This is a genomic window from Streptomyces sp. WAC03905 (assembly GCF_057371075.1).
Map to the genome: position 1 here is coordinate 5,495,186 of NZ_JBXYDZ010000003.1, position 11,584 is coordinate 5,506,769.

The following is an 11,584-nucleotide window of genomic DNA, read 5'->3' on the forward strand; positions in this document are numbered from 1 at the left end:
GTTTCCGGCGTGCCGCACGGGCCGGCCGGTGCGGCGTGTCAGCCGATGGGACCGACGTACTTCACGTCCTCCAGCAGGGTCCCGGCGGAGATGTCGGCGGTGATGCTCTTGGTGCCCTCGGGGATCTCGAACGCCACGACGCCGCTGGCGGTCTCACCCGGCAGGATCGATCCCTTGACCATTTTCGGGACGGTGCTGCCGCCGCCGCTGTCGAAGACCATCTCGGCCGTCATGCCCTTGTCGTCGCGGACGTTGGGCACGGCGTAGATCACCTCGTGCGGTGCGTTCGAACCGTTGGTGATGGTGATCGTGAGCTGGACGGCGTTCTTGACCTGCTCGCGGGCGATGATGCCCTTGGGTTCGTACTTCGTCGGCTTCGACAGGCTCACCTTGACGCCGTTGGGGTAGGTGAAGGTCTCCCCGAACACCAGCGCGCTGGTCAGACCGGGTACCTGCGTGGGCGAGGGGGACGCCGACGGCCACGGCTCCTCGCTCGGGTACAGGCCGTCCAGGTCCAGCTCGTTCTCCTCGATGCCCGCCTCGACGCGGTCGGAGGCCCGCTCGACGAAGGCGACGGTCAGGAAGAAGCCGCCGATCGAGGCGAGGACGCCCACCCCGGCGAGGACGGTGCCGACGACGGCCATCGTCTTGTTCGGGGCGCCCTTGCCGGCGCGCACGATGGCGCCGATGCCGAGGCCCAGGCCGGTCAGGGCGAGGATGCCGCCGAGCCAGAAGAGCAACGGGATGATGCCGAGGATGATGCCGAAACCGCCGACGATCAGGGCCGCGACGGCCAGGCCGTTGGTGGTGGGCGCGGCCCCCTGGGCGTAGCCCGGGTATCCGGCGGCGCCGAAGGCGGAGGTGGGCCGCCCCCACGGGTCGACGGGGCCGCCGGGGCCGGGAGCGCCCGCGGCGGCGGGCGCGCCGAACGGCCCGGCCGGGGCGGCGGGGCCGGCGGGGGACGGGCCGGGCGGGGCGAACGGCGAGGAGGCCGGCGCCGCGGCGGCGGGGGCCTCGGGAGCGGCGGGGGCCCGGAGAGCGGAGGGCGCCTCGGCGGCGGTGGCGGGTGCCGGCGCCTCGGCGGGCGGGGAGGCCGGTTCGGTGGCGGGCTGGGCGGACGGTTCGGTGGCCGGTTCGGTGGCGGGCTGGGCGGACGGTTCGGTGGCGGGCGCGGTGGCCCGGTCCTCCGGGGCCGGATCGGTCGCGGGGGTCTTCTCGAGCGAGAGCGGCCGCGCGGGCGCCGGTATCGGGGCCGTCTCCGGAGCGGGCGTGCCCGCCGGTTCCGTCGGCGGGCCGGAGGGGGTGCTGGGCGGGTTCGGCGGGGTGGTCATACCGGCGGAAGCGTCCTTTGTCGCGGCTGTCGTGATCAGAGCAAGAGTGCCATGCCGGTGGCGAACGCCCTTCCGAATTCCCGCCCGGCCCGGGGCGGCCCCCGGGCCGCCCCTACAGCTGGTAGCCGATCACCGTCATCATCCCCGACTCCGAGTGGTAGACGTTGTGGCAGTGCGCCATCCACAGCCCCGGGTTGTCCGCGTCGAAGTCCGCCGTCAGCCGCCCGCCGGGCAGGACGATCGCGGTGTCCTTGCGCGCCCCGCCGGGTTCCGTGCCCATGGCGAAGGTGTGCCCGTGCAGGTGCACCGGATGCCACATCGGCGTCGCGTTGCGGAACTCCAGCCGGACCCGCTCGCCCGCCTTGACCGGATGCCGCTGGTCCGGCGTGTACGGGGTGCCGTCGAAGGCCCAGTTGTAGCGGGACATGGAGCCCGTCAGCCGGATCTGCACCGTACGGTCCGGTTCGCGCGGAGCCAGTACGGCCGCCCCCGCGGCCCGCAGCGCGTCCGCCGTCAGCGGCCGCGCCTCCAGCTCGGCCGGGCGGGTCGCCGCCGTGGGCGCCGTACCGGAACCGGTGCGCAGCACCGCGAGCGCCGACCCGTCCTTGCCCTCCGCCAGCGCGGTGAGCGGGAACACCCCGTCCTGCGCGGTGACCAGGACGTCGTAGCGCTCGCCCATGCCCAGCAGCAGCGAACCGGTCCTCGTGTGCTCGACCGGGTAGCCGTCGGTGTGGGTGACCGTCAGTTCGTGGCCGCCGAGGGCGATACGGAAGGCCGTGTCGCCGCCGGCGTTGACGATCCGCAGCCGGATCCGGTCCCCGGGGCGGGCGGTGAAGACGGTCGGATCCTCCGGCACCCTGCCGTTGACCAGGTAGTGCGGGTAGACGACGTCGCCCGCGTCCTTGCCGAGGACGTCGCTCTCGCCGCCCATGGCGACGTGCGTGCGTCCCGTGTGGGCGCCGCCGCCCGCGCCCTGTGCGCCGCCGCTCCGTGCACCCGCGCCCTGTGCGCCCATGCCCTTGCGGAGTTCGGCGAGAACGGCGTCCGGGGTGGCGCCGTCCACCCCGTCGATCCAGTCGTCGAGGACGACCACCCACTCCTTGTCGTAGGAGAGCGGTTCCTTGGGGTCCTCGACGATCAGCGGGGCGTAGAGGCCGCGGTCCTGCTGGACCCCGGTGTGCGGGTGGAACCAGTACGTCCCCGGGTGCGCGACGGCGAACCTGTACGCGAAGGACCCGCCCGGGGCGATGTCCCGCTGGGTCAGTCCCGGGACCCCGTCCATGTCGTTGCGCAGCGCGAGGCCGTGCCAGTGCAGGGAGGTCGCCTCGGGGAGGTTGTTGGCCAGGGTGAGGGCGAGTGTGCCGCCCGCGGTGGCGCGGACCTCCTGCCCGGGCAGCCTGTCGCCGTACGCCCAGGAACGCACGGTGCGTCCCCCGCCGAGGTCGAGCGGGGTGGCGGTGGCGGTGACCTTGACCTCGGTGACCGGGCCGGTGGCCTTGCGGGCGGCCTCGGCGGCCCGGACCTCGGGTCCGGCCGGGTCGACGTACCCCGCGGGCCCGTCGGCCTTCGAGCCGCCGTGGTGCATGGAGCCGTGGCCGGAGCCCTGGCCGTGCCCGGCGCCGTGGCCGGTGGGGGAGTCGTGGGGACCGGAGCAGGCGGCGAGCAGCCCGGAGCCGGCGGCGGCCGCGGCGGCGCCGAGTACGGCGCGGCGGGTGGGGAGACAGCGCAAGGGTGCACCTCGGGGGTGTGGTGTGACGGTGGGGGGCGCGGTGCGGCGTCACCCCGAGGGACACACCGTGGGAGAAGCGCGGCACGGTGGCGGGGGCTGCGGTGACGCCGGGGCCGGCCCTATATCCGCAGGACCGCCGGCCGGCCGAGGTGATCGTGGGCGGCGGTCGCCGGGGGCGCGGCGGGGCGGCCGCACCCGGGGTGCGTCCCGGTCGCGGGCCGCGCCGCCCGGGCGGGCTGTGCCTGAGCCGGCTCGGGCACCGGTTCCTGGACCGGCCCCCGCGTCCGCGCCGGAGCGGCCGGAGTGTGGTGAGCGCCACCGCGCTCCGCCGCACCGGGAGCCCCGGCCGAGGCAACGCACCGGCTCGCGGACGCGTCCTCCACGGTGCGGGACTCAGAGGGACGGCCCGGGGAGAGCACGGTGACGGCGCCCAGCAGCAGCGCGGCGAGCAACAGGAGCCGGGGCCCCGGGGCGGCTCGCCGACCTCTGCGCGTCATGGCCGGAACCCTACCCGGGGTGGGTATCCGATCCCGGGATCGACCCCGGGCGACCCCGTGGCGGGCGTCCTGTCGATCGGACCGGGGAGCGGCGCCCGCCGCCGCGCCCCACCGCTTCGTCCCGCTCCCTGATCCGGCCCGACCGACGAGACCCTAGGAAGCAGTCACACCATGTCCCCGCACGGGCTCACTGCGCGCACCGCCTGGCCGGTCGCCCTCCTCATCGGCCTCGCCGGTGCCGCCTACACCGCGTGGGTGCTCGAAGTCGTCCTCTCCACGGGCCTCAACCCCATCGAGACGTACGTCAGCGAACTCGCCGCCCAGGACCAGCCGCTCGGCGGCCTCTTCCGGGCCACCGACTTCACCGCGGGCCTGCTCGCCTTCGCCGGGGGCCTGCTGGCGCTGGTACGGCTGCTGAGGTACGCGGAGTCCCGCCGCCCGTGGGCCGTCGTCGGCTGGGCCGGGGTCACCCTGTTCGGGGCGGCCACCGCGGCCGACGCCTGGCTCCCGCTGAGCTGCACGCCCACCGCGGACCCCGAATGCGCCGCCCGTGAGACCGCCGGGCTCGTCCCCGCCACCCATCAGGCCCACGCCGTCAGCAGCAGCCTCGCCATGACCGGGGCCCTCGTGGGACTGGTGGCCCTGACCGTCGCCGCCCGCCGCTACGGCTGGTTCGCCCCGCTCGCCCGCTACGGCCCCGCGCTGGTCGTCCTGGAGCTGCTCGCCACCGCCTGGACCCTGTCCGCCATCGCGATGTTCACCGCCGGACGCGGCACCTGGGCCCTGGGCGCCGGTCAGCGGCTCCAGGTCCTGCTCGTGGCACTCTGGCTGGGTCTGCTCGCCTGGTCCGTCCACAAGGAACGCCGCACATGACCGCGTCGCACCAGCCCCCGCACGAGCCGTCGCACCAGCCCCCGCAGGAGCCCCCGCAGGGGCCGCCGTACCCCCGTCCCCGCGCGAGCGGGGAGGCGACGGGCGGGTTCGTGCGCGTCGACGGGGTCCCGCTCCACGTCGTCGTCGAGGGCAGCGGGCCGGTGTGCGTGCTGAGCGCCGGACTGGCCATGGCCTGGTTCGACTGGGACGAGGTCGCCGCGCTGCTCGTCGCCGACGGCCGCACCGTCGTCCGTTTCGACCGGCCCGGGCACGGACTGAGCGGCCCGGCCACCGCACCGCCCACCACCGCCGGGGAAGCCCGCCGGATCGCCGGCCTGCTCGACGCGCTGGGGTACGGCGGGCCCGCCGCGGCCCCGGTCACCGTGGTCGGGCACTCGATCGCCGCCTTCCACGCCGAGGGCTTCGCCCGCCTGTACCCGCGGCGTACCGCCGCCCTCGTCCTGGTCGACGCCAGCGTCGAGGAGGACCCCCGTACGCTCCTGCCCGCGGCGTTCCGCACCGGCGCGGCCCGCGCCCTCGGCCGGGCCGTGACCGCCGTCGGGCTGCCGGCCGCGCTCGGTCCCGCCGTCCGGCGCGCCACCGTACGGGCCTCCCGCACCGGCGGCGGGGATCCGGCCGCGCGGGACCTCGTACGCCGCTGCTACCGCACCGGCCGCGTCTGGCGCGGCACGCTGCTGGAGAACTCCCGCTACCTGGACATGGCCGCCGAGCTGGCGGCACTGCGCCGGACCCGCCCGCTGACCGCCCCCGCGACCGTCCTGGCCGGTCACGACGGATCGGCCGGGCGTGGCGCGCTGCGCTGGCTGGGCCGCCAGGCGGACCTCGCCGACCGGATCGGCGCCCGCTTCGACGTCGCCGAGCCCGCCGGTCACCTGGTCATGCTGGACCGCCCGGACCAGGTGGCCCGGGCGGTCGTGGAGGCGGGCGAGCGGGATCGCGGGGACGGGCGGACGCGGACGGCGGCGCCCGGCACGACCGGCTGACCGGCCCGCGTCAGGGGCGGGCGTCGACCTTTCTCGACGCAGCAGGCCCGCGTCAGCGGCGGGCGTAGACCTTCTCGACGAAGCCGGCCAGCTGGTCGTCGGACAGGTGCTGGGCCAGGTCGGCCTCGCTGATCATGCCGACCAGCTTCTTGTCCTTGATCACGGGCAGCCGCTTGATCTGGTGGCTCTCCATCTCGTCGAGCACCGCGGTCACGTCCGCGCCGGCGTCGATCCAGCGCGGGGTGCCCCGGGCCACGTCCCCGCACGTCATCTTCGACGGGTCCAGGCCCTTGGCCACGCAGTTCACGACGATGTCGCGGTCCGTGACGATCCCGCACAACCGCTCTTCGGTGTCGCTGATGGGCAGTGCGCCCACATTGAGCCGGGCCATCAGTTCGGCGGCCCGGTCGAGCGTCTCGTGCGCCGGTATCCACTGGGCCCCGGGGTGCATGATGTCTGCGGCGGTGGTCATGAGCGAACCTCCTGAGTACGCCGTGTCCGACCGGGTGCGGGCGCGCCCGGCCCGGCGTCCCCGTCGCGGTGCGGCCGTTCGGCCACGCGACGCCCCCGGACGGGGGACGGAGTCGGACAGCACACGCCCGTACGGATGAGAGGGGGCGCCTCCCCCCACCGTACGAGCGTGCCCCGTCAGCCGCGCGGTGTGGCTCCGCGCTGCTCCAGCATGTCCGCCATCAGGGCGAGCTCCGAGCGCTGCGCGTCGACCATGCCCTGCGCGAGCTCCCGCTCGACGGGGATCGCGCACTGCTGCGCGCACCCCTCGGCCATCGCGACGCCGCCTTTGTGGTGGTCGGTCATCAGCTGGAGGAACAGCACTTCCGCGTCCCGTCCCGAGGCGGCGCCGAGCTGCTCCAGCTCCTCCTTGGTGGCCATGCCGGGCATCAGCGCGCCGGGCTTGGCGGATCCGTGCCCGGCGTGGCCGCCGTGGCCCGCAGCCCCCATCCAGGACATGGGCGGCTCGCCGGCCACCACCTTCGGCAGGCCCCACAGGTCCAGCCAGCCGAGCAGCATGCCCCGCTGGTTGGCCTGCGTGTTGGCGATGTCGTAGGCGAGGGTGCGCACCGGTTCGTCCTGGGTGCGGTCCCGCACGATGAAGGACATCTCCACCGCCTGCTGGTGATGGACCGCCATGTCCCGGGCGAAGCCGGCCTCGGCGGAGTGCAGCCCCGGCGTCCGGGGAACCGTCGCGGCCGGAGCGGGCGATCCGCCGTTCGCGGCGGCGACCGTGGCCGCCGCCGCGAACAGCAGGGCCAGCAGCACGGCCGTGCCCGCGACCCAGTACGTACGGGTCATCGTGCGGCTCACTTGGCCGCCAGCCCGCTCGTGCAGGCCGCGCCCGGCTCCGGGGTCTGCTCGCCCTGCACGTACTTGGTGAAGAACTGCTTGACCCGGGGGTCGTCCGCGCTGTCCACCGTGAGCTGCTTGCCCCACGCGCTCAGCATGATCGTGCCGGACTGCTCCTTGACCGGGCTCATCAGCGTGTACGGGGTCTTGCCGACGGTCGCGGCGAGCTTGTCCACGTCGGCCGGGGCGGCCTTCTCGTTGTACGTCACCCAGACGGCGCCGTGCTCCAGCGAGTGGACGGCGTTCACCTCGGGCAGCGCGGTCTTGTAGACGTCGCCGTTGCAGTTCATCCAGCGCGGGTGGTGGTCGCCGCCGACCGGCGGGTTCATCTCGTACTTCACCGGCGTCTCGACGTGGTTGCGGCCGAGCTTCTTCACGTCCCAGAGCTGCTCGCCCTCGACCGGCTTCCTGCGGATCTCCTCGGCCTCCTTGCGGAGCTGCTCCGCGGCCTCCTGCTTGCGCTGCTCGGCCTGCTTCTGGTCGATCAGCACCCAGGCGCCGAAACCGACGAGACCGACGACCACGGCCGAGGAGACGGTGATCGCGATCGCCTTGTTGCGCCGCTCCCGGGCCTTCTCGGCGCGGCGCATCTCGGCTATGCGCGCCTGGCGGGAGTGCGGGTCGGTGTGCTGGGGGGTCCTGCCGGACTGGCTGGCCATGTGCCCTGGTTCCTTCTTCTGGATGAGGGGGGTGGACGGAACGCAAAACCGGACCCGTCAGGTCCGCAGCACCTGGAGAACATGCAGGTCGGGGGCGCGCGCCAGCGGCTCCGGCGGCCTGGTCCGCCCCGCGGCCGTCGCGCGGGGGGAGGCCAGCGGGCCGCCGTCCGTCACGGTGACGGCGGGCGGCGGCACGGGCAGCACGGCCGGGGTCACGTGCGCGAGGGGGGAACAGCCGGGCGGGTCGTACGGGGACACGCAGACGACGTGGTCGGTACCGTGCGCCCGCACCTCGTGGGCGGAGTGCGGCTCACCCGGGCGCGCACAGAGGAACAGCGCGCCGGCCAGCGCCCCGAGGACCGTGAGCAGGACGGCGCGCCGGAGCACGGAACGTCCCCGACGCCCCCGCTGCGTGTACTGCCGGCCCCCCATGGGCGCAGATGGTAATGCTCATGACCGGGCCGAGGTCAGTGCGGGGGTGCCGCGAGCTTTCGCGGGTGCGTAATGTGGCGGAAACCACCACTGGCGATACTGGGCCGACCCGACTGTGCCGCGACCCTTCAGGCGGTGGTGCACAGGCCGTCTGAACTGCGAGGATGAAGGCATGGACAAGCAGCAGGAATTCGTCCTCCGGACGCTTGAGGAGCGCGACATCCGCTTCGTGCGCCTGTGGTTCACCGACGTACTGGGCTTCCTCAAGTCCGTCGCGGTCGCCCCCGCGGAGCTGGAGCAGGCCTTCGACGAGGGCATCGGCTTCGACGGCTCCGCCATCGAGGGCTTCGCGCGGGTCTACGAGTCCGACATGATCGCCAAGCCGGACCCGGGCACGTTCCAGATACTGCCGTGGCGCGCCGAGGCCCCCGGGACCGCCCGCATGTTCTGCGACATCCTCATGCCGGACGGCTCGCCGTCCTTCGCGGACCCGCGCTACGTCCTCAAGCGCATCCTCGCCAAGACCTCCGACCTGGGTTTCACCTTCTACACCCACCCGGAGATCGAGTTCTTCCTGCTGAAGGACAAGCCGCTGGACGGCAGCCGGCCGGTGCCCGCCGACAACTCCGGCTACTTCGACCACACCCCGCAGAACGTGGGCATGGACTTCCGCCGCCAGGCGATCACCATGCTCGAATCGATGGGCATCTCGGTGGAGTTCAGCCACCACGAGGGCGCGCCGGGCCAGCAGGAGATCGACCTGCGCTACGCGGACGCCCTCTCCACGGCCGACAACATCATGACCTTCCGGCTGGTCATGAAGCAGGTCGCCCTCGAACAGGGCGTCCAGGCCACCTTCATGCCGAAGCCGTTCTCGGAGTACCCGGGTTCGGGCATGCACACCCACCTCTCCCTCTTCGAGGGCGACCGCAACGCCTTCTACGAGTCGGGCGCCGAGTACCAGCTCTCGAAGGTCGGCCGCTCCTTCATCGCGGGCCTGCTCAAGCACGCCGCGGAGACGGCCGCGGTCACCAACCAGTGGGTCAACTCCTACAAGCGCATCTGGGGCGGCTCCTCGCGCAGCGCCGGCGCGGGCGGCGAGGCCCCCTCGTACATCTGCTGGGGCCACAACAACCGCTCGGCGCTGATCCGCGTCCCGATGTACAAGCCGGGCAAGATGGGCTCCTCCCGCATCGAGGTCCGCTCGATCGACTCGGGCGCCAACCCCTACCTCACGTACGCCGTCCTCCTGGCGGCCGGCCTCAAGGGCATCGAGGAGGGCTACGAACTCCCGGCGGGCGCCGACGACGACGTCTGGGCCCTCTCCGACGCCGAACGCCGCGCGATGGGCATCGAGCCCCTCCCGCAGAACCTCGGCGAGGCCATCTCCCTGATGGAACGCAGCGAACTGGTCGCCGAAACCCTCGGCGAGCACGTCTTCGACTTCTTCCTCCGCAACAAGAAGCAGGAGTGGGAGGAATACCGCTCGGAGGTCACGGCCTTCGAACTCCGCAAGAACCTGCCGGTGCTGTAGCCGCAGGGCGGCGCGACGACGATCCGGGCCGGTGGCGTCAGCCACCGGCCCGGAGGCGTTTCCGGGGCGCGACCTAGGTCCAATGGCGCATGGCGGGGGCGGGGCCGGGTGGGGAGAGTGGGGGGATGGAAGCTCTTGACGACGACCGGGCAGGTGCCTATCTGCGGAGGCTGGGGGTGGGGGTGCCCGTGCGGGGCGGGGGTGGAGCGTTGCGCGAGCTGCATCTGCGGCATCTGCGTACCGTGCCGTTCGAGAACCTGGCGATCCACCTCGGCGAGGACATCGGGCTCACCACGGACGCCCTCTTCGACAAGCTCGTGACCGGCGGGCGCGGCGGCATCTGCTACGAACTGAACGGCGCCTTCGCGCAGTTGCTCGCCGCCCTCGGGTACCGCGTCGAGCTCCTCCAGGCGCGGGTGTACGGCAAGGACGGGGAGCCGGGCATCCCGTACGACCACCTCGCCCTGCGCGTCGACGGGCGCTGGCTCGCCGACGTGGGCTTCGGCGAGCACAGCGTGTATCCGCTCGACCTGGACGATCCGGGTGAGCAGAAGGATCCCGGCGGGGTGTTCCTCGTACGCTCCGTCGGCCGCGCCGGCGATCTCGACGTCGTGCGCGACGGCGTCCCGGCGTACCGGCTGGAAGCGCGCCCCCGGGTGCTCGCCGACTTCCGGACCGGCGCGTGGTGGCACAGCACCAGCCCGGAGTCCGGTTTCACCCGGGGCCCGGTCTGCTCCCGGCTCACCGAGGACGGCGGCCGCATCACCCTGCGGGACCACACCCTCATCCGGACCTCCGCGGACGGCGACCGTGCGGAGGAGGAGCTGGCCGGCGAGGCGGAGGTGCGGGCCGCCTACCGTGCCGAGTTCGGCATCGCGCTCGACCGGCTGCCCGTGGCCCTCCACCCCCGGTCCTAGGGGCGCACGCGGGGGGCGTGCGGGGGGCGTGAGTTGTCGAAACGATACAGCCGCGGCATTGGAGTGAACGGCCGTTCCCCGCGGTGCCCCCGGGCGTTGGACCGGCCGACGCGCACATCGACCAGCGCGTCGTCGTTCCACAGATCCTTAGGGGAGTCATGCGTATTCGTTCTGCTGTCACCGCGTCCGTCCTGGCCGCCGGCATCCTGCTGGGCGGGGCCGGTGCCGCTCTCGCCAACGACGGGGTCGACATCGACTACTTCTCCGGCGGTCGCGCGGGCGTGTCGTCGAACTGCTCCTCGCTCGCCGCGGTGCCCGCCACCAAGCCCGCCTTCACCGGCCCGGTCTACACCTCCAGCTGCCTCACCGACGGTGAGTTCGAGTGGGCGAAGGGTCACCACCTCGGCGCCTGATCCGGCGGCCGACGCCCGGGGGCGGTGCGACGACGACGTCGGCCGCCCCCGCGGCGTACCCAGACCTTTGGGGAGAACTTTGCCCGATACGGGGCATACGATCCGCCCGGCGCGTGCAGGCGAGACAGGGAAACCCGCACAGCGCAGCCCCGAGGACCCGTGCATGCCCGTACACACCGTCCGCCCGCTCACCCGGACGATCCGCGCCCCCGAGCGCGTCTGGTACGCCTCCTACGGGTCCAACATGCACATGGACCGCCTCACCGCCTACATCGCCGGCGGCACCCCGCCCGGCGCGACCCACGCCCACCCCGGCTGCCGCGACCGGCGGGCGCCCGAGCGGTCGGTCCCGGTCGAGCTCGACGGCCGCCTGTACTTCGCCACCGAGTCCCTGGTGTGGACCGGCGGCCGCGGCTACTACGACCCCACCGCCCCCGGCCGGATCCGCCTGCGCGCCCACCTCGTGACCACCGGCCAGCTCTCCGACATCGCCGCACAGGAGATGGGCCGGATACCCGGCGCGGACCTCGACCTCACCACCGTCCTGCGGGACGGCCGCCACGCCCTCGGCCCCGGCCGGTACGAGACCCTCGTCTGCCCGGGCACCATCGAGGGAATCCCGGTCGTCACCTTCACCGCGCCGTGGACCCTCCGGGACGTCGCACTGCGCGCCCCGGCCGCCGCGTACCTGCGCCACCTGGCCGCCGGCCTCCTGGACTCCGGCCCCTGGACGGCCCAGGACATCGCCGCCTACCTCTCCACCTGCCCCGGCGCGACCGGCACCTGGACCCCCGCCCGCATCCACACCCTCCTGACGGCCAACCCCTGAGACC

Annotated in this window: 13 protein-coding genes; 6 read left to right on the top strand and 7 right to left on the bottom strand. The window is 73.8% G+C overall.

Annotation, left to right across the window (positions count from 1 at the left end; genetic code table 11):
• Positions 1–38 precede the first annotated feature (38 nt).
• The 3 genes from AC2RP6_RS27370 to AC2RP6_RS27380 all read right to left on the bottom strand — a co-directional run bounded on the left by AC2RP6_RS27370 (position 39) and on the right by AC2RP6_RS27380 (position 3,557).
• A complete protein-coding gene (locus tag AC2RP6_RS27370; protein ID WP_486448599.1) occupies positions 39–1,331 on the bottom strand; it encodes a DUF4352 domain-containing protein in 1,293 nt (430 codons plus the stop codon).
• A gap of 112 nt (positions 1,332–1,443) precedes the next feature.
• Positions 1,444–3,060, bottom strand: a complete 1,617-nt coding sequence (locus tag AC2RP6_RS27375) for a multicopper oxidase family protein (RefSeq protein WP_486448600.1) — start codon at positions 3,058–3,060, stop codon at positions 1,444–1,446.
• Between the two features lie 119 nt (positions 3,061–3,179).
• A complete protein-coding gene (locus AC2RP6_RS27380; RefSeq protein WP_486448601.1) occupies positions 3,180–3,557 on the bottom strand; it encodes a hypothetical protein in 378 nt (125 codons plus the stop codon).
• A gap of 171 nt (positions 3,558–3,728) precedes the next feature.
• Between AC2RP6_RS27380 and AC2RP6_RS27385 the strand changes: the two genes are divergently transcribed.
• Both AC2RP6_RS27385 and AC2RP6_RS27390 read left to right on the top strand, forming a co-directional pair.
• Positions 3,729–4,430, top strand: coding sequence for a DUF998 domain-containing protein (locus AC2RP6_RS27385; RefSeq protein WP_486448602.1), 702 nt, complete (start codon positions 3,729–3,731; stop codon positions 4,428–4,430).
• Complete coding sequence (locus AC2RP6_RS27390; protein WP_486448603.1) at positions 4,427–5,434, top strand: alpha/beta fold hydrolase; 1,008 nt, start codon at positions 4,427–4,429, stop codon at positions 5,432–5,434. Before AC2RP6_RS27385 ends, AC2RP6_RS27390 begins: the two co-directional genes overlap by 4 nt.
• Before the next feature lie 52 nt (positions 5,435–5,486).
• Here AC2RP6_RS27390 and AC2RP6_RS27395 read toward each other — a convergent pair whose 3' ends face one another.
• From AC2RP6_RS27395 to AC2RP6_RS27410, 4 genes are all read right to left on the bottom strand, one after another.
• The gene (locus tag AC2RP6_RS27395) at positions 5,487–5,906 is read right to left on the bottom strand and encodes a CBS domain-containing protein (protein ID WP_486448604.1); all 420 of its coding nucleotides are present in this window, start codon (positions 5,904–5,906) and stop codon (positions 5,487–5,489) included.
• A 176-nt stretch (positions 5,907–6,082) separates the two neighbouring features.
• On the bottom strand, positions 6,083–6,745 hold the full coding sequence (locus AC2RP6_RS27400; RefSeq protein WP_486450463.1) for a DUF305 domain-containing protein: 663 nt from the start codon (positions 6,743–6,745) through the stop codon (positions 6,083–6,085).
• An 8-nt stretch (positions 6,746–6,753) separates the two neighbouring features.
• Complete coding sequence (locus tag AC2RP6_RS27405; protein WP_486448605.1) at positions 6,754–7,455, bottom strand: thioredoxin-like domain-containing protein; 702 nt, start codon at positions 7,453–7,455, stop codon at positions 6,754–6,756.
• Between the two features lie 57 nt (positions 7,456–7,512).
• On the bottom strand, positions 7,513–7,842 hold the full coding sequence (locus AC2RP6_RS27410) for a hypothetical protein (RefSeq protein ID WP_486448606.1): 330 nt from the start codon (positions 7,840–7,842) through the stop codon (positions 7,513–7,515).
• Positions 7,843–8,059: 217 nt separating this feature from the next.
• On the opposite strand from AC2RP6_RS27410, the gene AC2RP6_RS27415 reads away from it, so the two are divergent.
• The 4 genes from AC2RP6_RS27415 to AC2RP6_RS27430 all read left to right on the top strand — a co-directional run bounded on the left by AC2RP6_RS27415 (position 8,060) and on the right by AC2RP6_RS27430 (position 11,580).
• Positions 8,060–9,421, top strand: coding sequence for a glutamine synthetase family protein (locus AC2RP6_RS27415; protein ID WP_486448607.1), 1,362 nt, complete (start codon positions 8,060–8,062; stop codon positions 9,419–9,421).
• Between the two features lie 125 nt (positions 9,422–9,546).
• On the top strand, positions 9,547–10,338 hold the full coding sequence (locus AC2RP6_RS27420) for an arylamine N-acetyltransferase family protein (protein ID WP_486448608.1): 792 nt from the start codon (positions 9,547–9,549) through the stop codon (positions 10,336–10,338).
• Positions 10,339–10,496: 158 nt separating this feature from the next.
• Complete coding sequence (locus tag AC2RP6_RS27425; protein WP_486448609.1) at positions 10,497–10,751, top strand: hypothetical protein; 255 nt, start codon at positions 10,497–10,499, stop codon at positions 10,749–10,751.
• Positions 10,752–10,914: 163 nt separating this feature from the next.
• Positions 10,915–11,580 (top strand): histone deacetylase, encoded by a 666-nt coding sequence (locus tag AC2RP6_RS27430; protein ID WP_486448610.1) that lies wholly within the window; start codon positions 10,915–10,917, stop codon positions 11,578–11,580.
• Positions 11,581–11,584: the final 4 nt, after the last annotated feature.